The sequence below is a fragment of the Kribbella endophytica genome (assembly GCF_054781295.1).
On the sequence record NZ_BAAGUR010000001.1, the window covers coordinates 2,727,500 to 2,747,936 of the forward strand.

Genomic DNA, 20,437 nt, shown 5'->3' on the forward strand with positions numbered 1-20,437 from the left:
GTGTGGCGGGACTGCCACGCACCGGCCCCGGCCTGTCCCTGCCTGCACTTCCAGGCAGACAGAAGGAGGCTGAGATGAGTGCATCCGCCCTGCCCGCCGAGCCGAAAGGCAAGGTCAAGCGGCAGACAACATTCGACGAGGGCACCGGCAAGCTGGCCGCGCTGCTGCTGTCCCCGACCCTGCTCGTGCTCGCCCTGGTGGTCGTCTACCCGATCATCTCGGCCCTGCGGGAGTCGCTGTACACCAGCGGCCAGAAGGTCGACGCCGACGGCTTCGTCATCGAGGGCTCGTCGTTCGTCGGGCTGGACAACTACACCGCGATCTTCTCCGGCGAGACCGGGGAGCGGTTCTGGAACGCTTTCTACAACACCACGTTCTTCACCATCACCTGCGTCACGCTCGAGACAGTGCTCGGCGTGGCGATGGCCTTGGTGATGCACAAGGCGTTCAAGGGCCGGGCCATCGTCCGGGCCAGCATCCTGGTGCCGTGGGCGATCCCGACCGTGGTGTCGGCGCTGCTGTGGAAGTGGATCTTCCAGGCCGACGGTGCCGCGAACGCCCTGCTGGGCCAGCAGATCCTGTGGTCCACCGAGGGCTGGCAGTCGGTGCTGTCGGTGATCGTGGCCGACACCTGGAAGACCGCGCCGTTCATCGGGCTGCTGGTGCTCGCGGGCCTGCAGACCATTCCCGAAGAGGTGTACGAGGCGGCCAAGGTCGACGGTGCCAGTCCGTGGCAGTCGTTCCTGCGGATCACGCTGCCGCTGGTGAAGCCGGCGCTGCTGGTCGCCGTCCTGTTCCGCATCCTCGACACGCTGCGGATCTTCGACCTGCCGTTCGTGCTGGTCGGTGCGAACAAGAACTCGGTCGAGACGCTGTCGATGCTGGCGTACGACGAAGCGTCCAACACCAGATACGGGCCGGCGTCGGCGTACGCGACGATTCTGTTCCTGTACGTCGCGGTGGTGGCCTACGCGTTCGTGAAGCTGCTCGGGGCCGACGTGCTCGGTGACCGGGTGCAGAAGAAGAGCAAGAACGGCAAGAACGGCAAGAAGAAGGACAAGGACCAGGCGCCGGAGGGCGCGACCATCACTGCCATGGCCGGTATGCACAGCGGCGGAACGGGGTACGGAGGATGAGCATCGACGTCAAGGCGGCCGAGGCCAGCCCGATCCGCAAGTACCTGCCGTTGCTCGGTGTCGCGATCATCGTGCTGTACTGCCTGGCACCGTTCTACTGGATGGTCGTGTCGGCGTTCCGCCGGCCGCTGGACCAGTTCGACAACTCGTTGATCCCGGCACCGTTCTCGCTGGACAACCTGCAGGCCGTCTTCGGTGAGGGTGTCGGCTTCGGCCGGGCCCTGCTGAACAGCCTGATCGTGGCCGGGGTGACGACGGTCCTGACCCTGATCGTCGGCCTGGTCGCGGCCTACACGCTGGCCCGGCTGGAGTTCCGGTTCAAGAACGTGGTGCTGGCGATCATCATCACCACGTCGATGTTCCCGGGCATCTCGCTGGTCATCCCGCTGCTGAAGCTGTTCATCGACATCAAGTGGATCAACACCTACCAGGCGATGATCGTGCCCAGCCTGTCGTTCGCACTGCCGCTGGCGGTGTGGACGCTGACCACGTTCTTCCGGCAGATGCCGCGAGAACTGGAGCAGGCGGCGATGGTCGACGGCTGTACGCCGGCGCAGGCGTTCTACAAGGTGATCCTGCCGCTGGCGGCACCTGGTGTGTTCACCACGGCGATCATCACGTTCATCGCGGCCTGGAACGAGTTCCTGATCGCGCTGAGCATGGTGAACAAGTCGTCGATCCAGACGGCGAACGTGGCGATCTCGAAGTTCCAGGGCAGTTCGGGCTTCGACCAGCCGTTCGGCACCCAGATGGCCGCCGGGGTCGTGGTCACGATCCCGCTGGTGATCGCGGTGCTGATTTTCCAGCGGCGTATCGTCGCTGGTCTGACAGCTGGAGGTGTGAAGTGAGCTACGGCGACGAGCAGAAGCGGCGCGATCGGGAAGACCGTGACCGCCGGGACCGCGAAGAGGCCGACCGCCGCGATCGTGAGGACCGGGAACGGCGCGATCGGGAAGACCGCGACCGCGACCGGCGCTGACCGCAAGGAACACCGAACACAGGAACGGCGCCCCGGGATCCCCGGGGCGCCGTTCCTCTGTCTCAGACCTTCAGCCAGACCGTCGCGTCGACGGGGAGCTCGCCGGCGAGCAGCGGCTCCGAGGCGAGCAGGATCTCGCCGGTGGGCAGGTCGATCGGGGAGCTGCCGAGGTTGACCACGCAGCGGAAGCCCGGGTCGCGGGTGAACGACAGGACTCCGGCGGGAGCGTCGTCGTCCCAGGCGAGGCGGCCTTCGCCGAGGGCCTCTTCGGCGCGCCGGATCTTCAGCGCGGCCCGGTAGAGGTTCAGGTGGCTGTCCGGGTCGCTCTCCTGGGCCTCTGCCGTCAGCGGCGCCCAGTCGGCAGGCTGCGGCAGCCAGGGCTGGCTCGTACCCTCGCCGAACCCGTACGGCGGCTCGCCGCCGCCCCACGGCATCGGCACCCGGCAGCCGTCGCGGCCCCGGACGGTGTGGCCGGAGCGCTCCCACGTGGGGTCGTCCAAGGACGATTCGGGCAGGTCCTCCACCTCGGGCAGGCCCAGCTCGTCGCCCTGGTAGATGTACGCGCCGCCTGGCAGCGCCAGCTCCAGCAGCGCCGCGGCCCGGGCCCGGCGCAGCCCGAGCGCCAGGTCGGTCGGGACCTCACCCGCACCGGCCAGCGCGTCCTGCAGCGCCCGGCCGTACCGCGTGCGGTGCCGGATGGTGTCGTGGTTGCTCAGCACCCAGGTCGCCGGCGCACCGACAGCCCACAGGCTCTCGGTGGTGTAGTCGATGACCTGCCGCAGCTCCTTCGCGTCCCACGCGCACCGCAGTACGTCGAAGTTGAACGCGGAGTGCAGCTCGTTCGAGCGCACGTACTGGGCCAGCCGCTCAGCCGGTGACAGCCAGGCCTCGGCGACGAAGACCCGCGGGCCCTGCGGCGTACCGGCGTACTCGTCGGCGATCGCGCGCCAGCGCTGGTGGATCGTGTGCACGCCCGGCTGGTCGTAGAACGGGTTGCCGACGTACTTGTCGCGGGTCGGCTGACCGTCCTTCAGCGGTACGTCGGGCAGCGAGGCGTCCTTGGCCATCGAGTCCGCGACGTCGATCCGGAACCCGTCGATGCCCCGGTCGAACCAGAACCGCAGGATCGCGTCGAACTCCTCGATCACCTTCGGGTGGTCCCAGTTCCAGTCCGGCTGGGAGATGTCGAACATGTGCAGGTACCACTGGCCGTCCTCGATCTGTTGCCAGGCCCCGCCTCCGAACGCGGCCGGCCAGTTCGTCGGCGGCTGCCCGTCGACGCCGTCGCGGAACCAGAACAGGTCGCGCTCGGGAGATCCCTTGCCCGCGGCCAGAGCCGCCTTGAACGCGGGGTGCTCCCAGGAGCAGTGGTTCGGCACCAGGTCGATCAGGATCCGGATCCCGAGTGCGTGCGCCTCCGCGATCAGCGCGTCGGCGTCCGCCAGCGTGCCGAACTCGGGGTTGATGTCGCGGTAGTCGGACACGTCGTACCCGCCGTCGAGCAGCGGGGACGGGTACCACGGGCTGATCCAGATCGCGTCGATGCCGAGCTGGGCCAGGTAGGGCAGCCGGGCCCGGATCCCGTTCACGTCCCCGGTGCCGTCGCCGTCGGCGTCGGCGAACGACCGGGGGTACACCTGGTAGACGACGGCACTGCGCCACCAGTCGTCAGCTGGTCTGGTTGATCCTTCAGTCATGCCGACCAGCCTGTCACGAGTCGGCAAGAGTGCTGTGACAGTGGTCTCAGCGTGTACCCCGGCTGTTGCCACGAGCGTCGGGGTGGCTAGTCTCAGGCCGACGGAACGCGCCGGCGACCGTGCCTCTCCGCACCGCAGCCTGCCGCGGCCTAACTCGAAAAGGCGAGAGAGGGACCACAGTCGTGGACTTGATGGAGTACCAGGCGAAGACTGTCTTCGCCAAGCACGGTGTACGGACGACGGTGGGTGAAGTCGTCCACACGCCGGAGGAAGCCCGCGCGGCGGCCGAGAAGCTCGGTGGCGGCACGGTGGTCGTGAAGGCCCAGGTGCTGACCGGCGGCCGCGGCAAGGCCGGCGGCGTCAAGATCGCAACCTCGCCCGACGAGGCGGAGGCCCGAGCCCGCGAGATCCTCGGTCTCGACATCAAGGGCCACATCGTCAAGACGCTGAACATCGTTCCGGCGGCCGCGATCGCGGAGGAGTACTACTTCTCCTTCCTGATCGACCGGGCCAACCGCAACTACCTGTGCATCGCGTCGGCCGCGGGCGGCATGGAGATCGAGGAGGTCGCGCACACCAACCCGGACGCGGTCGCCAAGATCTCGATCGACCCGGCCACCGGTGTGGACGAGGCCAAGGCCCGCGAGATCGCGACGTCGGCGGGCTACCCGGCCGACATCATCGACGCGGTCGCGCCGGAGATCGTCAAGCTGTACCAGGTCTTCCTCGCCGAGGACGCGACGCTGGTCGAGGTCAACCCGCTGGTCAAGCTCAAGGACGGCAACGTCGAGGCGCTGGACGGCAAGGTCTCGCTCGACGAGAACGCCGAGTTCCGGCACCCGGAGTTCGCGGAGTTCGCCGACTCGTCGGCGGCCGACCCGCTGGAGGCCAAGGCGAAGGCCAAGGGCCTGAACTACGTGAAGCTCGACGGTTCCGTCGGCATCATCGGCAACGGCGCCGGGCTGGTCATGTCGACCCTCGACGTCGTCGCGTACGCCGGTGAGGAGTTCGGCGGCCAGAAGCCGGCCAACTTCCTCGACATCGGTGGCGGCGCTTCCGCCGAGGTGATGGCGAACGGTCTGGAGATCATCATCTCCGACCCGCAGGTGAAGAGCGTGTTCGTCAACGTCTTCGGTGGCATCACCGCGTGCGACGCGGTCGCCAACGGCATCGTCCAGGCCTTCGCGCTGCTCGACGGCCGCGGCGAAGCGGTCAGCAAGCCGCTGGTCGTCCGCCTGGACGGGAACAACGCCGACGAGGGTCGCCGGATCCTCGACGAGGCCGGCCTGGCCGGTCTGGAGCGGGTCGACACGATGGACGGCGCCGCCAAGCGGGCCGCCGAGCTGGCTGCGAAGTAAGGGATCGCTGAACATGTCTATCTTCCTGACCAAGGACAGCAAGGTCATCGTCCAGGGCATGACCGGCTCCGAGGGCACCAAGCACACCACCCGGATGCTTGCCTCCGGCACCAACATCGTCGGCGGCGTGAACCCGCGCAAGGCCGGCGAGAGCGTCGACTTCGACGGCAAGGCCGTTGCGGTCTTCGGTGGTGTCGCGGACGCGATCAAGGAGACCGGCGCGAACGTGTCGGTCGTCTTCGTGCCGCCGAAGTTCACCAAGGACGCGGTGATCGAGGCGATCGAGGCCGAGATCCCGCTGGTCGTGGTGATCACCGAGGGCGTTCCGGTGCACGACACCGCCGCGTTCTTCGCCGCCGCGCAGGCGTCCGGCAAGACCCGGATCATCGGGCCGAACTGCCCGGGCATCATCACGCCGGGTGAGTCCAACGCGGGCATCATCCCGGCGACCATCGCCGGCGCCGGCCGGATCGGTCTGGTGTCGAAGTCGGGCACGCTGACCTACCAGATGATGTACGAGCTGAGCGACTTCGGCTTCTCCACCGCGATCGGCATCGGCGGTGACCCGATCGTCGGCACGACGCACATCGACGCGCTGCAGGCGTTCCAGGACGACCCCGACACCGACGCGATCGTGATGATCGGCGAGATCGGCGGCGACGCCGAGGAGCGGGCGGCGGCGTTCATCAAGGAGAACGTCACCAAGCCGGTCGTCGGCTACGTCGCGGGCTTCACCGCGCCGGAGGGCAAGACGATGGGCCACGCGGGCGCGATCGTGTCCGGCTCGTCCGGTACGGCGGCCGCCAAGCAGGAAGCGCTCGAGGCGGTCGGCGTGAAGGTCGGCAAGACGCCGACCGAGACGGCCAACCTGATGCGCGAGATCATGCAGGGCCTGAGCAAGTAGTAGTACTTCGAGAGTAGGCCGCAACCCCTCGGGGTTGCGGCCTACTTCTTTATTTGAAGGTGGCTGACCGGTCTGCGGCGCGACTGAGGACGTCGGTGAAGACGCTGTCGGTGATGTCCAGGTTCTTCAGCACCGGATACAGCAGGTAGACCGCGCGGTCCCCGGAGCCGGCGATGCCGATCCGGAAGGTGAAGATCTTGCCGCCGCCGGTGTCGTAGCTGGCCTTCCACGCCTCGCCCTTGAGCGCGCCGACGCTGATCGAGCCGGTCGACTTCACCGTCGCGGTCGAGGTGGACTTGGCGCAGCCGTCGACGTTCTTGCGGATCTGGGCGACGAACGCCGACGCCGCGGCCGGCGTACCGAACTTGGCGACGGTGGCGTCCATCCCGAACTCGGTCGGCACCTGGGCGTCCGGTACGACGTACGTCTGCGTCTTGTACTTGGTCGCCTTGGCCTTCTTCAGGTCGATCTTCTCGCACAGCGTGCCGGAGCGGACCTCGCCGTCGACGCTGACCCACGGCTTCTCGACGCTGGACAGCACCGGCAGGTCGATCGGCGCCATGAAGCCCGAGGTCTCCTGGGTCGGCAGCAGCCCGGCCTTCGCGGCCAGTGTCCCGGTGCCGCAGTCGGCGCCGGTCTCGGCGCAGATCCGCTTCAGCCCGGCGCTGGCGGTGGCCAGGACTCCGTCGGGCTTGGGCGTCGTACTGCCGCTGGTGTCGTGCTCGACCACCATCGTCGCCTGGCCGGCCGTGGTCACGCTGACGGTCTTGTACTTGCTCGACTTGCTGCCGGTCGGCTGGCCGAAGACCGCGATCACGCCGCGCTCGCCGAGACCCTCGGTGACGTAGCTGGCGACCAGGCGGACCTGCGGGGTGTTGCACTGGCTGAGCCAGCCGGTGATCGTCGTGTACGACTTGCCGGCCGCGGCGGTGTCGTTGGAGACCTCGACGTACTGGACCGCGGTGTCCTTGGTGGTCGCGTTCTTGAACGTCCGCACCCATGTCCGGATACCGGCCGGGTCGGCGAAGCGCTGGGCCTGGCAGATGAATGACTTGTCCGGTGCGCTGCTGCCGTCCGCAGTCGCGGCGATCGCCCAGCTGCCGGTCGCGGTCAGCGGCTTGGCCGCCGGGCCGTCGATCAGGACCTTGGCGTCGGCCAGCGCGTTCTCGTCGCCACCGCCGCTCTTGTCGGCGTCGGGACTGGACTTGGAGTCGCCCGGGGAGTCGCCGCCGCCGAAGGCGTTCACCGCGGCGATTCCGCCGCCGCCGAGCAGGACCACGACCGCCGCTCCGGCGCCGAGGACCTGGTTCCGGCGGCGGGACTGCGCACGCCTCGCCTCACGGGCCGCGGCGCGACCTCCGCCGCGGGGCGCACGGTGGGAACCGGACAATGACTCCAGACCTCCTGACTCAACCCCTGGTCCACGCCGAATGTACCCGGTAGCAACCAAGAACAAGAAGCCACGCCGGTGTAGCTCGGGGAAGTCTTCCACATCCGGCGTGTCAGAACGAGCTGTGTCCCAACGAGGGGGACGATGGAGGCTAGATGACCGACATGCTGAGCCGTCCGGGCGCCCGTGACGGCGGATCTCACCAGGTGCCCGGGCCCGCCCAGCCCGCGCCGACTGTCCCACCCAGGCCGGTGGTGATCGCTGCTGTCGTCGGAGCGGGTGCCTGTCTGCTGGCGGGGCTGCTGGCCTGTGCCGCCGTCGCGGTGATCGGCTGGCTGGCCGCGACGTTCGGTGGAGCCTCCGGCGCGGTCCGGGCCGGTGCCTCCGTGTGGCTGCTCGCCCACAAGGCCGGAGTCAACCTGGACGGCGCCACGATCTCGGTCGCGCCGCTCGGCCTGACCGCCTTCATCGGCTGGTGCCTGTACCGCGGTGGCCGGTTCACCGCGCGGATCAGCGCCGCCGACCGGGGCAAGGACCTGCTGACCGCCGCGGGTGTGTTCGCTGCGACGTACGGGCTCGGTGCGCTGATCATCGCGCTGCTGACCTCCGAGGGAGCGCTGAAGATCTCGCCGCTGTCGGCGTTCCTCGGTGCCGCCTCGCTGGCGATCGTCGCGGGTTCGGCCGGGATTCTGGTCGAGTCCGGTGCCGCTGCCGACCTCGCCGACGCCACCCCGCCGGGTCTGCGCGACGCCGTACCGGCTGCCGCGGCCGCCGTACTGACCGTGATCGGCTTCGCCTCACTCCTGTACGGCGTACTGCTGGCGATCCGCTTCTCCCGAGTGACCGCGATGCTGGACCTCCTGGACACCGGCATCGTCGGGTCGGTCGTGCTGTTCGCGATCTGCCTCGGCCTGCTGCCGAACCTGGTCGTCTACTTCGTGTCGTTCCTGGCCGGGCCGGGGTTCCAGCTCGGCGTCGGGACGTCGATCGCGCCGACCGGCGTGGACGTCGGGAACCTGCCCGCCCTGCCGCTGCTGGCCGCCGTACCGAGTGACGGCGGGACGCCGACGTACTTCCTGGTGCTGACCGCGATCGTGCCGTTGCTCGCCGGAGTCGCCGCCGGGCTCGTGGTGGCTCGGCGAGGGCTTGCCGAGCCGGAGTCGGACGCGCTGGGCTGGGACGCCTTCGCGCTGCGCGGCGCGATGTCGGCGTTGCTGGCGAGTGTGGGGCTGCTGATCCTGATGCTGCTGGCCGGTGGTTCGGCCGGTCCGGGGCGGATGGCCGACTTCGGCGTTTCGAGCGCGCTCCCGGCCGCGGGGCTGCTCGGCGCCGGGATGGCGATCGGCGGGGCGGTCGCGGCCGGCGTGCTGGCGGCTCGCCGGAAGGCCCCCGACCACATCGTCTGAACGGGCGGCGATCAGCGCGCTGAACCCGGGCGATAAGGTTTGGCGCGTGACAGACCCGGTGGCGCCCACGCCTCCCCCCGCGCGGCTGGTCGTGCTCGTCTCCGGCTCCGGCTCGAACCTGCAGGCCCTGCTCGACGCCTGCCAGGACCCCGCGTACGGCGCCCAGGTGGTCGCCGTCGGCGCCGACCGGGACAGCATCGCCGGCCTCGACAAGGCCGCGGCGGCCGGTGTCCCGACGTTCGTGCACAAGGTCAAGGAGTACGCCGAGCGGGCCGAGTGGGACCGCGCGCTGACCGCGTCGGTCGCGCAGTACCAGCCTGACCTGGTCGTCTCGGCCGGGTTCCTGAAGCTGGTCGGCGACGACTTCCTGGCCGCCTTCGGGGACCGCTACATCAACACCCACAACGCGCTGCTGCCGGCCTTCCCCGGCATCCACGGCCCCCGCGACGCGCTCGAGTACGGCGTGAAGGTGGCCGGCGCGACGCTGTTCTTCGTCGACGGCGGCGTCGACACCGGGCCGATCATCGGCCAGGTCGTCGTGACCGTCGAGGACGACGACACCGAAGAAACCCTGACCGAACGGATCAAGGAGGTCGAGCGCCGCCAACTGGTGGACTGGGTCGGCCGGCTGGTTCGTCACGGCTGGACCATCACCGGACGAAAGGTTCGACTGAAGTGAGCACCGACCGCAGGCCGATCCGCCGGGCGCTGATCAGCGTCTACGACAAGACCGGTCTGGAGGAGCTCGCGAAGGCGCTGTCCGATGCCGGCGTCCAGATCGTGTCCACCGGTTCGACGGCGGGGCGGATCGCCGCGGCCGGCGTCGCGGTGACCAAGGTGGAGGAGCTGACCGGCTTCCCCGAGTGCCTGGACGGGCGGGTCAAGACCCTGCACCCGAAGGTGCACGCCGGGCTGCTGGCCGACGTCCGCAAGCCCGACCACGTCGAGCAGCTGGCCGAGATGCGGGTCGAGCCGTTCGACCTGCTGGTCAGCAACCTGTACCCGTTCACCGAGACGGTCGCCTCCGGCGCCTCCACCGAGGAGTGCATCGAGCAGATCGACATCGGCGGTCCGTCGATGGTCCGTGGTGCCGCGAAGAACCACGCGAACGTCGCCGTGGTGACCTCGCCCTCGCAGTACGACGCCATCTACACCGTGCTGGACGAGGGTGGTTTCTCGCTGGCCGAGCGGCAGAAGCTGGCCGCCGCAGCCTTCGTGCACACCGCCGAGTACGACGTCGCCGTCGCTTCCTGGATGGGCAGCGTGCTCACCGACACCGGCGAGGGTTCGGTCTTCCCGGCCTGGGTCGGATCGGCGTGGGACAAGAAGGCCGTCCTGCGGTACGGCGAGAACCCGCACCAGCCGGCCGCGCTGTACCTGAACGGCCGCGGCGGTCTGGCCGGCGCCGAGCAGCTGCACGGCAAGGAGATGTCCTACAACAACTACGTCGACGCGGACGCCGCGCGGCGGACGGCGTACGACTTCGCCGAGCCGGCGGTCGCGATCATCAAGCACGCCAACCCGTGCGGCATCGCGGTCGGCGCCGACATCGCCGAGGCGCACCGGCGCGCGCACGAGTGCGACCCGGTCTCGGCGTACGGCGGTGTGATCGCGACCAACGCGCCGGTCTCGGTCGAGATGGCCAAGCAGGTCGCGGAGATCTTCACCGAGGTGCTCGTCGCCCCGGCGTACGAGGACGGCGCGGTCGAGATCCTGCAGGGCAAGAAGAACATCCGCCTGCTCGTCGCGCCGCCGCGGTCGGAGGCCGAGCTGGTCGAGATGCGCGCGATCAGCGGCGGGCTGCTGCTCCAGCACAGCGACCGCTTCCAGGCCGAGGGCGACGACCCGAACGCGTGGACCCTCGCCGCCGGTGAGGCCGCCTCGCCCGAGGTGCTCGCCGACCTCGCCTTCGCGTGGAAGGCCTGCCGCGCGGTCAAGTCCAACGCCATTCTGCTCGCCTCGCAGGGCGCTTCGGTCGGCGTCGGCATGGGCCAGGTCAACCGAGTCGACTCCTGCCGCCTGGCCGTCACCCGCGCGGGCGAACGCGCCGCAGGTTCCGTGGCCGCCTCTGATGCCTTCTTCCCGTTCCCGGACGGCCTGGAGGTCCTGCTCGAAGCCGGCGTCACCGCGGTGGTCCAGCCCGGCGGCTCGATCCGCGACGAGGCCGCCATCGAGGCCGCGCAAAAGGCCGGCGTCACCATGTACTTCACGGGGACCCGGCACTTCTTCCACTGAGTTTCTCCACCCCGAGAAGGCGATCGCACTCCTGCGGTCGCCTTCTCGCCGTTCTGGAAGGATCACCATGCCCATCGAGTACGAGGCGAAGGTGCTGGAGATCGACGTCGACGAAACCCGGCGTCGGATCGCGAGTGCTGGTGGGCATCGGGTTGGGGAGGTGCTGCTCCGACGCTTCGTGTACGACGTGGAGGCTGGTGACGCGTCTCGCTGGATCCGTCTCCGCGACGACGGCACCCAGGCCACCCTGACCGTCAAGGAGATCACGCACGACGGGATCGACGGAACGACGGAGACCGAGGTGACGGTCGGCGACTTCACCACCGCGCACGAGCTCCTCCAGCGCATCGGTTTCAGCGCGAAGTCGTACCAGGAGAACCGGCGAGAGAGCTTCGAGCTGGCGGGAGCGCGGCTGGAGATCGACAGCTGGCCGCTGATTCCGGCGTACCTGGAGATCGAAGGGGACTCGCGAGAGCACGTGCTGGAGGTGGCGGAACTGCTCGGAGTGCGGGCGGAGCAGCTCACCGGGGAGAACACGGTGAAGGTCTACGCGCGGTACGGGATCGACCTGGCGGAGATCGCCGAGCTGCGATTCGAATGACGCCGGAGCGCGCGGTGTTTGCCACGTGGCAAAGCGTGGGAGACAAGGGGTATGGCGAAAACCGCGGCGGTGCTGGTCGGTGGTGGGCGGGTTGGCTTCCGGGAGGTGGAGCGGCCTGAGCCGGGGCCGGGGGAGTTGGTGCTGCGGTGCCGGGCGAATGCGATCTGTGGGAGCGATCGGGGAGCTTTCGCGGGTGGGGTCGAGGTGGTGCAGGGGCATGAGGCCGCGGGGGAGGTGATCGCGGCCGGGCCGGGGACGTCGACGGCGGTGGGGACGCGCGGGGTGGTCTACCTGATGGTGTTCTGCGGGGAGTGCCGCAGTTGCCGGGCCGGGGCGACCAATGTGTGTCTCGACAAGCAGGGGGACATGGGGTTCAACCGGGCGGGTGGGTTGGGGCCGTACGAGGTGGTGGACGAGCGGGTGTTCTTCCCGGTCGACGAGCGGGTGCCGTTCGCCACCGCTACGGCCTCGCTGGATGTGATGGGGACGAGCGGGCACGCGCTGGATCGCGCGCTGATGCTGCGGCCGGAGATCGAGGATCTATACGTCGCAGGGGTCGGGCCGGTCGGGCTCGGGATCCTGGTGATGGCGAAGCTGCGGTTCGGGGCGGATTTCCCTGTGTACGTGAGCGATGTGTCGCCGTGGCGGTTGGACTTCGCGGCTGGGCTGGGTGGGTTGCCGGTTCGAGCGGAGGACCTGCCGTTGGTGGACGCGGCAGTGGACGCGAGTGGGCGGACGGACGCGCGGCAGGCCGCCGTACGGCGGTTGGGACGGCGTGGAGTGCTCGTCTGCGTGGGCCATGGGCAAGGCCTCGAGCTCGATGTGTCGCCGGACCTGGTGTCGAACGAGGCCGGCGTGATCGGGAGCGAGTACTTCCCGTACGGCGACTTCGCGGCGAACCACACGCTGCTGCTGGAGAACCTCGACCAGGTGAGCAAGCTGATCACTCACACCTTCGACCTGTCCGAGACCCAGTTGGCGTTCGAGACGTTCCTGTCCGGCGAGAGCGGCAAAGTCGTGGTGACGCAGGATGCCTGAGCCGATGCGGGTCGCGGTGGTCGGTGCGGGCGGCTGGGGTCGCCAGCACGCGCGGGCTTTCGCGCAGCACCCCGAGGCCGAGCTCGCGGGGATCTGGTCGCGCGATCTCGGCCGCGCGCAGGCTCGGGCTGCCGAGTGGCACACGACCGGGTACGACGACGTCGACCGCATGCTCGACGCCGTACAGCCCGATCTCATCTCGGTCTGCCTGCCGAACACCGAGCACTTCGCCCTGACCCGTCGTCTGCTCACGCGCGGAATCCCTGTGCTGGTGGAGAAACCGCTCGTCTTCGACGTCGACGAAGGACGCACGCTGATCCAGGAAGCCGGTGACCTCTTCTTCGCGATCAACTTCAACCACCGGTACGCCGTACCGGTGCAGCGCGCGTACGACGACGTGACGGCCGGGCGGCTGGGTGAGCTGGAGTTCCTGACCTGGCGGTTCGCCGGCGAGGGCAGCTCGGCGCATCATCCGTACGCGAACCTGATCGAGACGCAGTGCCACGGCATCGACATGCTCGAACACCTCGGCGGCCCGATCGAAGCGGTGTCCGCGGAAATGAAGGGCGGCACGATCGCCGCGGCGCTGCGCTTCGCGAGTGGGGCGGTGGGTTCGCTGGTCGGCAGCTACGACTCGTCGTACGCGTATCCAGGAACGCATCTGCTGGAGGTCAACGGTCGCGCCGGGCGGGTGCTGGTCGAGGACACGGTGAAGCGGTACACGTTCTCCGCGGCCGGCGACCCGACTCGCGAGGTCTGGGAGGCCGGCTACTTCGATGACCGGAGCCGGTCGTTCGAGCAGACCTTCGACCGGCATCTCGACGTACTGCTCGAGGCTCTGCGTCGTGGCGAGCGGCCGCCGGTGCCCGCGACGGCGGGGCTGCGGGCGCTGGAGGTCGGTGCTGCGATCATCGAAGCCTTCGAGAGTGGTCGGCGGACGCGGGTGTGAGGAGCGCGGGTGGTAGTGCGGCAGAGCGACGTGGCCCGGTACGCCGGGGTGTCGCCGCGGACCGTGTCGAACGTGGTCAACGGGTACGTGCACGTGTCGCCCGAGGTGCGGGCGAAGGTCCAGGCGGCGATCGACGAGCTCGGGTACCAGCGGAGTGCGGCGGCGCGCGGGCTGCGGCTGGGGCGGACCGGGCTGATCGCGCTCGGCGTACCGAGCCTGCGGGAGCGGTACTTCGCGGACCTGGCCGAGGCGGTCGTGCACGAGGCCGAGCGCCACGAGCTGACCGTGATGGTCGAGGTGACGGGCGGCCGGCGCGAGCGTGAGCGGCTGGTGCTCGGCGGTGGGCGGAGCAGTCTGACCGACGGGGCATTGCTGAGTGCGATCGAGCTGACGAAGGCGGACGCGCGGGTGGCGGCTGGTTCGGCGTACCCGCTGGTGCTGATCGGGGACCGGCAGCTCGACGGGCCGTTCGATCACGTTGCGATCCCCAACGTCGCGGGGGCCGAAGCGGCCGTTGGGCATTTGGTTGCTGTGGGCAAGCGCCGGATCGTGCTGCTGGGCGATGCGAAGGCGAACAAGTCGGGCCGGCTGCGGCTTCGGGGCTTCCTGGCGGCGCTGGCCAAGGCAGGGCTGGAACCTGCGGCGGAGCTGGCGGTGCCGTGGACGCGCGAGGCCGGTCGGGCTGCGGCGCACGAGCTGGGTCAGGCCGACGGGGTGTTCGCGTTGAACGACTCGCTGGCACTGGGCGCACTGGTGGGCTGCGCCGAGCTCGGGATCGACGTACCGGGTGAGCTGGCGGTGGTCGGGTTCGACGATGTGGAGGAGGCGCAGTACAGCAATCCGCCGTTGACCAGCGTCGCGCCTTCGGTCGGGGAGATCGCGCGGCGTGGAGTCGAGCTGCTGGTCCGGCGCCTGGCCGAGCCGGAGCGCGCGGCGGAGCACGTGACGACCGACTTTCGGCTCGTCGTCCGGCGGTCCAGCGACTAACCCAAGGGTGTGGGGAAAGAAAGCGCTCTCTCAGCTGGCGAGGTTGTGCCAAAGTGACTTCGGTAGAGACATTGCCGAACTCCCCGGTGGCACCTAGGGTGAGCCGCACCTGTCCCAATGTGACCGCCCGGTGGGGAGATCGATGTCAGTGAAACGTCGTCGGAGTTTAGTGGTGCTCACGGCCTTGGCCGTGGTGGCGCCGGTGGGGTTGACCGCGGTGCCGGCGGAGGCGCACGGCAGCGGCAAGCGCGTGGTCGGGTACTACACGCAGTGGAGCGGCTACGACCGGAACTTCCTGGTCAGCGATCTGGTGAAGAACGGGACGGCCGCGAAGCTGACCCACCTGAACTACGCGTTCGGGTTCCTGGACGAGCAGGGCAAGTGCATCAGCAGCGACCCGTGGGCCGACTACCAGCGGCCGTTCACCGCTGAGCAGAGCGTCAACGGCAAGGCCGACGTCGCCGGTCAGGCACTGTCCGGCAACCTGAACCAGCTCAAGCAGCTGAAGCAGAAGTACCCGCGGCTGCGGATCAGCATCTCGCTCGGCGGTTGGACGGGCTCGAAGTACTTCTCCGACGCCGCGCTCACGCCGGCCAGCCGGGCCGCGAGCGTGAAGTCCTGCCTGGACATGTGGATCAAGGGCAACCTGCCGGGCGCTCCGGCCGGTGCCGCGAAGGGCGTCTTCGACGGCATCGACCTGGACTGGGAGTGGCCGGGCAGCGAAGGTGCGCCGGGCAACGTGGTCCGGCCCGAGGACAAGCAGAACTTCACCGCGCTGGTGCACGAGTACCGCAAGCAGCTCGACCGGTCGTCGTGGCCGTTCAAGGGCCGCCACACGCTGTCCGCGTTCCTGCCGGCCGCACCGGCCCAGGTGGACAACGGGTTCGAGGTCAAGAAGATCTTCAAGGACCTGACGTTCGGTACGACGCAGGGCTACGACTACCACGGCACCTGGGACCTGCAGACCAACCAGCAGTCCGCGATCGACGGGCCTGCCGGTGATCCTGCGCCCGCCGAGTTCAGCTCGCAGGTGACGATCGACGCGTACCTGACCCGCGGCGCGCCGCGCAGCAAGCTGGTGATGGGCGTCCCGTTCTACAGCCGCGGCTGGACCGGCGTGACGAACCAGAACAACGGCCTCTTCCAGGCCGCCACCGGCGCCGCGCCTGCGACGTACGAGGCAGGCTACGAGGACTACAAGCTGCTCAAGGCGCAGCTGGGCAACTTCACCGTCCACCGCGACGAGAAGGCCGGCTTCGCCTGGCTGTTCGACGGTACGACGTTCTGGACCTGGGACGACCCGGTCGAGATGAAGCGCAAGGCCCGTTACATCAACAACCGCGGCCTCGGCGGCGCGATGATCTGGTCCCTGGACGGAGACACCTCCAACGGGGAGCTCATCACCTCCCTTCACCGCACACTGCGCTGACCACCCCTCGCCCCCGCCGGAGCCCAGCTCTCCGGCGGGGCTTGGTGGTTTATCGGGTGGTGGGTGCCGGCCGGCCGCGGCTAGGGTGACGCGGGTGGATCTCCAGGCCCTGACCGATCGCTTCGGCGCGCGGAACGCCGAGCCGGTGGACGTCGGGTGCTCCGGTGCGACCGTCGTACGGCTGGAGCGTGCCGGGGAAACCCTGTACTACAAGGCGGGTCCGGATGTCTCCGACGAAGCCGATCGCGTCGCCTGGCTGAGCGCGACCGGCTTCGGCAGTCCGCAACTGCTTGATCGAGGCAACGACTGGATGCTGACCTCCGCGTTGCCCGGACGGGACACCTCGCAACCGTGGCCCGCCGCCGAGCGCCCCGCCGTACTGCGGGCTGTTGCCGAGTGCCTTCGCGAGTTGCACGCGCTGACCGACTGCCCGTTCGTCTCGCCGTTCCCCGGCGACGGGACGGTGGTCACGCACGGCGACTACTGCATGCCGAACGTCCTGGTCGACCCGGACACGCTGCGGTTCACCGGCGTACTGGATCTGAGCCGACTCGGCCTCGGCGACCCGTACGTCGACGTCGCGCTGATGACGATGAGCCTGTCCGGCGACCTGAACCCCCAGTACGGCGGCCCGCCGGCCGCGCGTTCCTTCGCGCTGGACTACGGCGCCGATCCGGACGATGAACGCATCCCCTTGTACATAGGGATCGACCAGCTCTAGAGGCCTTGCAGCAGCGTGAGGACCTGCGGCCAGGCGTTGGCCTGGGCTGCGGCGTTGGTCGGGCGGTCGCCGCCGAGGAGGGCGGTGTGGTCGGCTAGAGGCTCGTAGAACTGGGTGCCCTGAGGGAGGTACGGAAACGTGCCGACGTTGTGGCCGGCGCCGGGATAGACCAAGGCCTTGTGGGGATAGCGGTTGTGGGCGGCGGTGAGTTCGGTGTCGATCAGCTGGGCGGCCGGAGCCGACTGCCAGATGCCGTCCGCCGTACCTGCGACGGCGAGGACCGGGCCGCTGACGTGGTCGACCGGGATGAGCTCGTCGGTGGTCAGCGGCTTGTGGTCGAGAGTCCAGGATTTCTCGAGGTAGTTGGGGAAGCCGGGCGCGACCTTCGAGGTCGGGGCGAACAGGACCGCGCCGTGGAACAGCGTCGGGAAGTTCTGCGCGAGCAGCAACGAGGCCTCGGCGCCGCGCGACGGGCCGAACGCGATCACGTGCGCGGGATCGACCGCCGGCTGGGCGGCGAGGAGCTTCGCCGCGGTCACGAAGTACTCGAGCGGTATGCCCTGCAGGGTCTTCGGCAGTCCCGGCGCACCGAAGTACGCGACGGTCATCGCCGGGAACCCGTGGGAGGCAAGGAGCGCGGCCGTCGCCGCCTGGCTCATCCCGCCCTCGGATCCACCGAGCAGGAACACCGCCGGATGCCGCTTCCCGTCAGGCTTCGGCAGGAACATCCGCCCGACCACCTTGTCCTTCGCCGGCGTGAGCACCCGGTCGGTCACTCCGTCGCTCACCCACCGCCGCGTCTGCGTCCCCGTGGCGAGCGTCTTGTCGCCGTCCCGCACGCTGATCCGCACCACCTCTTGAGGCCCGCCGCCCTTCACCTCCGGCAGATACAGCTGCTGCTGCGGATCCCCGTCCGGCGGGTCCATCGCCCAGAACAGGCCCATCCCGTCCACCCCGGCGTAACTCCCACTCACCGGCGCGGCCTGGTCGAGATCCACGACCCCGTGATCATCAGCCTTGTACGACGCCGAAGCCCGCCAGTCCTTCCCGGCTTGATCGGTGGCCTCCGCCACCACCTCAACCCGGTCGCCGCTGCCGAGCCCGCTCACCTTCACGTGAGTCACCGCATCAGCAAGCGCCACCTCGGGCCCCAGGTCGACCCGCACCTCACCAGGCCCAGAACACCCCGCCACCACCAGCACCAAGACCAAAAGCACTCGCCGCATCGCGCATCACCCCACCAACCGGTCTACACCTGCCGTGGGTCACCCGGCGTACGGCAGCCTCAGTTCTTGAACGCCCGGCGGTAGGCGCTCGGTGTGGTGTGGAGGGCGGACTGGAAGCGGCGGCGGAGGTTGACCGCGGTGGAGAGGCCGACCTGGTGGGCGATGGTTTCGACGGGGAGGTTGGTGGTTTCGAGGAGCTGGCGGGTGCGGGCGATGCGCTGGGCGAGCAGCCATTGGCCGGGAGTGATGCCGAGTTGTTCGGTGAATCGGCGGGTGAGGGTCCGGGGCGAGAGGGCACACTGGCCGGCGAGATCTTCGACGGTCAGGGGCTCGGACAGGCGGTCGGAGGCCCAGTCGAGCAAGGGTGCGAGGGAATCGACCGCGGGGTTGGGGGTTTCGACGCGGTACTGGACCTGCCCGCCCTCGCGCTGCGGCGGCATCACCATCCGCCGCGCGACGCGGGCGGCGTACGCGGCGCCGTGGTCGGTGCGGACCAGGTGCAGGCACAGGTCGAGCCCGGTGCCCGAGCCGGCGCTCGTGGCGACGTCGCCGTGGTCGATGTAGAGCACATCAGGATCAACCCGTACGGCGGGGAAGCGGCGCTGCAGCTCCTCGCCGTACGCCCAATGCGTGGTCGCGGTTCGCCCGTCCAACAGACCCGTCGCGGCCAAAGCGAACGCGCCGGAGCAGATGCTCACCAGCCGCGCCCCACGCCGATGCGCCCGCTGCAGCGCACGAAGGACGGCCGGCGACGGCGCCTCGTCGATCGGCAACCAGCCAGGCACGATCACCGTGTCGGCGCGATCGAGCGCCCGCAGTCCCAACGGCACGAGCATCTCGAAGCCGTTCAGCGTCTCCACAGCGCCCGGCGTCTCGGTGCACACGCTGAAGCTGTAGTCGTCGCCGCGAAAGACCCCCGCCGCACACCCCAGCTCGAAAGTGCTCTGCGGCGCTTTGACCAGCGCGACTACCCGATGACCCACCATGGCAGAAAAGTACCCGATAAGGACTTTCCTGACACTGTCCCAGACAGTAGGCCAACGGCAGGCTAGAGCCCATGGACTTCGAGTGGACCACCCCAGCCGACGACCGACCCACCCGCGAACTCTTCCCCGGCATCCGCCTGCGCTCACTGTGGAAGAGCCCGGCCGGCGCCTCAGCCCACGTACTGCAAATGGAACCCGGCTCAACCTGGCAAGGCATCGATGTGCACGAGCCAGGCCCCGAGGAGGTGTACGTCGTCGACGGCGTCTTCAACGACGGCCTCCGCGACTACCCGGCCGGCAGCTTCATCCACTGCCCGGCCGGCAGTCAGCACATCCCTCAAACCACCAAGGGCTGCACGATCTTCGTCTTCTACCCCGAGGGTTAGTTCGACTCGCGCAGCTCGGTCGGCGCACCGTGCACGGCGGGGATCGTCCCGAGCTTCCCCGCCTGGAAGTCCTCGAAGGCCTGGACGACCTCGTCGCGCGTGTTCATCACGAACGGCCCGGCCATCGCCACAGGCTGACGAATCGGCCGACCACCGAGCACCAGTACGTCGAGGTTCGGCTCCGCCAGCGGCTGCGAGGTCGACGCGGCCGTCCGGATCGTGTCACCAGGACCGAAGAGCGCGAGCTGTCCCTTCCGGAACGGCCGCCGTTCGGCACCAACCGTGCCCTGACCGGCCAGCACGTAGACGAGCGCGTTGTAGTCCGCCTGCCACGGCAGCACCATCTCCGCACCCGGGCTCACCGAGGCGTGCACCAGCGTGATCGGCGTGTGCGTCGACCCAGGACCGTCGTGCCCGTCGACCGAACCCGCGATGATGCGAATCAGCGCACCGCCGTCCGGCGTCGACAGCAGCGCCGAGTCGCCACCACGGATGTCCTGGTACCGCGGCGCCGCCCACTTCTGCGCGGCCGGCAGGTTCACCCACAGCTGGATCCCGTGGAACAGCCCACCGCTCACGACGAGGTGCTCCGGCGGCGTCTCGATGTGCAGCAGGCCGGACCCGGCGGTCATCCACTGCGTGTCACCGTTGGTGATCACGCCGCCGTTGCCTTGCGAGTCCTGGTGCTCCATGATCCCGTCGAGCATGTAGGTGACGGTCTCGAACCCGCGGTGCGGGTGCCACGGCGTGCCCTTCGGCTCGCCCGGCGCGTACTCGACCTCGCCCATCTGGTCCATGTGGATGAACGGGTCGAGGTCCCGCAGGTCGACGCCCGCGAAGGCCCGCCGTACCGGGAACCCCTCGCCCTCGTACCCGCTCGGGGCCGACGTCACCGACCGGACCGCGCGCTCACGGGACACGGCCGGGTCGGGCTGGTGGACGCGGGGCAGCACGGTGATGTCGCTGACGGTGACGGCGGGCATGAGAGGTCTCCTCGCTGAGCAGGTAG

20 protein-coding genes are annotated in these 20,437 nt (G+C 69.3%); 15 read left to right on the top strand and 5 right to left on the bottom strand.

Features of this window, described 5'->3' with window-relative positions; genetic code table 11:
- The first annotated feature begins 74 nt into the window (after positions 1-74).
- The 3 genes from ACYVIO_RS13050 to ACYVIO_RS13060 are packed head-to-tail and all read left to right on the top strand — an operon-like array spanning position 75 to position 2,115.
- Positions 75-1,136, top strand: a complete 1,062-nt coding sequence (locus ACYVIO_RS13050; RefSeq protein ID WP_460650975.1) for a carbohydrate ABC transporter permease — start codon at positions 75-77, stop codon at positions 1,134-1,136.
- Positions 1,133-1,984 carry a carbohydrate ABC transporter permease gene (locus ACYVIO_RS13055; RefSeq protein ID WP_460650976.1) on the top strand — a complete coding sequence of 284 codons (852 nt, stop codon included), beginning with the start codon at positions 1,133-1,135 and terminating at the stop codon, positions 1,982-1,984. The genes ACYVIO_RS13050 and ACYVIO_RS13055 overlap by 4 nt, the downstream gene beginning before the upstream one ends.
- The gene (locus tag ACYVIO_RS13060) at positions 1,981-2,115 is read left to right on the top strand and encodes a hypothetical protein (protein ID WP_460650977.1); all 135 of its coding nucleotides are present in this window, start codon (positions 1,981-1,983) and stop codon (positions 2,113-2,115) included. The genes ACYVIO_RS13055 and ACYVIO_RS13060 overlap by 4 nt, the downstream gene beginning before the upstream one ends.
- A 62-nt stretch (positions 2,116-2,177) precedes the next feature.
- On the opposite strand, the gene ACYVIO_RS13065 is transcribed toward ACYVIO_RS13060, so the two are convergent.
- Positions 2,178-3,812 (bottom strand): glycoside hydrolase family 13 protein, encoded by a 1,635-nt coding sequence (locus ACYVIO_RS13065; protein WP_460650978.1) that lies wholly within the window; start codon positions 3,810-3,812, stop codon positions 2,178-2,180.
- Between the two features lie 182 nt (positions 3,813-3,994).
- On the opposite strand from ACYVIO_RS13065, the gene sucC reads away from it, so the two are divergent.
- Positions 3,995-5,170 carry an ADP-forming succinate--CoA ligase subunit beta gene (gene sucC / locus ACYVIO_RS13070; protein ID WP_460650979.1) on the top strand — a complete coding sequence of 392 codons (1,176 nt, stop codon included), beginning with the start codon at positions 3,995-3,997 and terminating at the stop codon, positions 5,168-5,170.
- Between the two features lie 13 nt (positions 5,171-5,183).
- The gene (gene sucD, locus ACYVIO_RS13075) at positions 5,184-6,074 is read left to right on the top strand and encodes a succinate--CoA ligase subunit alpha (RefSeq protein WP_460650980.1); all 891 of its coding nucleotides are present in this window, start codon (positions 5,184-5,186) and stop codon (positions 6,072-6,074) included.
- A gap of 49 nt (positions 6,075-6,123) precedes the next feature.
- On the opposite strand, the gene ACYVIO_RS13080 is transcribed toward sucD, so the two are convergent.
- Positions 6,124-7,464, bottom strand: coding sequence for a hypothetical protein (locus tag ACYVIO_RS13080; RefSeq protein ID WP_460650981.1), 1,341 nt, complete (start codon positions 7,462-7,464; stop codon positions 6,124-6,126).
- Between the two features lie 155 nt (positions 7,465-7,619).
- Between ACYVIO_RS13080 and ACYVIO_RS13085 the strand changes: the two genes are divergently transcribed.
- From ACYVIO_RS13085 to ACYVIO_RS13125, 9 genes are all read left to right on the top strand, one after another.
- Positions 7,620-8,870: a cell division protein PerM gene (locus ACYVIO_RS13085; protein WP_460650982.1), complete on the top strand. Its 1,251-nt coding sequence runs from the start codon at positions 7,620-7,622 to the stop codon at positions 8,868-8,870.
- A gap of 46 nt (positions 8,871-8,916) precedes the next feature.
- Entirely contained in the window at positions 8,917-9,549 is a 633-nt protein-coding gene (gene purN / locus ACYVIO_RS13090) for a phosphoribosylglycinamide formyltransferase (protein WP_460650983.1), read from the top strand.
- Positions 9,546-11,105: a bifunctional phosphoribosylaminoimidazolecarboxamide formyltransferase/IMP cyclohydrolase gene (gene purH / locus ACYVIO_RS13095; protein WP_460650984.1), complete on the top strand. Its 1,560-nt coding sequence runs from the start codon at positions 9,546-9,548 to the stop codon at positions 11,103-11,105. The genes purN and purH overlap by 4 nt, the downstream gene beginning before the upstream one ends.
- Before the next feature lie 67 nt (positions 11,106-11,172).
- A complete protein-coding gene (locus tag ACYVIO_RS13100; protein WP_460650985.1) occupies positions 11,173-11,706 on the top strand; it encodes a class IV adenylate cyclase in 534 nt (177 codons plus the stop codon).
- Between the two features lie 51 nt (positions 11,707-11,757).
- On the top strand, positions 11,758-12,744 hold the full coding sequence (locus ACYVIO_RS13105) for an alcohol dehydrogenase catalytic domain-containing protein (protein WP_460650986.1): 987 nt from the start codon (positions 11,758-11,760) through the stop codon (positions 12,742-12,744).
- The gene (locus ACYVIO_RS13110; protein WP_460650987.1) at positions 12,737-13,693 is read left to right on the top strand and encodes a Gfo/Idh/MocA family protein; all 957 of its coding nucleotides are present in this window, start codon (positions 12,737-12,739) and stop codon (positions 13,691-13,693) included. Before ACYVIO_RS13105 ends, ACYVIO_RS13110 begins: the two co-directional genes overlap by 8 nt.
- A gap of 9 nt (positions 13,694-13,702) precedes the next feature.
- Positions 13,703-14,680: a LacI family DNA-binding transcriptional regulator gene (locus ACYVIO_RS13115; RefSeq protein WP_460650988.1), complete on the top strand. Its 978-nt coding sequence runs from the start codon at positions 13,703-13,705 to the stop codon at positions 14,678-14,680.
- Positions 14,681-14,852: 172 nt separating this feature from the next.
- Positions 14,853-16,109, top strand: a complete 1,257-nt coding sequence (locus tag ACYVIO_RS13120) for a glycoside hydrolase family 18 protein (protein WP_460650989.1) — start codon at positions 14,853-14,855, stop codon at positions 16,107-16,109.
- A gap of 94 nt (positions 16,110-16,203) precedes the next feature.
- Positions 16,204-16,830, top strand: coding sequence for a phosphotransferase (locus ACYVIO_RS13125; protein WP_460650990.1), 627 nt, complete (start codon positions 16,204-16,206; stop codon positions 16,828-16,830).
- Here ACYVIO_RS13125 and ACYVIO_RS13130 read toward each other — a convergent pair.
- Positions 16,827-18,056, bottom strand: a complete 1,230-nt coding sequence (locus tag ACYVIO_RS13130; protein WP_460650991.1) for an acyl-CoA thioesterase/BAAT N-terminal domain-containing protein — start codon at positions 18,054-18,056, stop codon at positions 16,827-16,829. The genes ACYVIO_RS13125 and ACYVIO_RS13130 overlap by 4 nt on opposite strands.
- A 59-nt stretch (positions 18,057-18,115) precedes the next feature.
- Positions 18,116-19,042 (bottom strand): helix-turn-helix domain-containing protein, encoded by a 927-nt coding sequence (locus ACYVIO_RS13135; RefSeq protein WP_460650992.1) that lies wholly within the window; start codon positions 19,040-19,042, stop codon positions 18,116-18,118.
- A gap of 71 nt (positions 19,043-19,113) precedes the next feature.
- Here ACYVIO_RS13135 and ACYVIO_RS13140 point away from each other — a divergent pair, with 71 nt between their 5' ends.
- Complete coding sequence (locus tag ACYVIO_RS13140; RefSeq protein ID WP_460650993.1) at positions 19,114-19,428, top strand: cupin domain-containing protein; 315 nt, start codon at positions 19,114-19,116, stop codon at positions 19,426-19,428.
- On the opposite strand, the gene ACYVIO_RS13145 is transcribed toward ACYVIO_RS13140, so the two are convergent.
- Positions 19,425-20,411 (bottom strand): pirin family protein, encoded by a 987-nt coding sequence (locus ACYVIO_RS13145; RefSeq protein ID WP_460650994.1) that lies wholly within the window; start codon positions 20,409-20,411, stop codon positions 19,425-19,427. The two genes, ACYVIO_RS13140 and ACYVIO_RS13145, sit on opposite strands and share 4 nt — an antisense overlap.
- Positions 20,412-20,437: the final 26 nt, after the last annotated feature.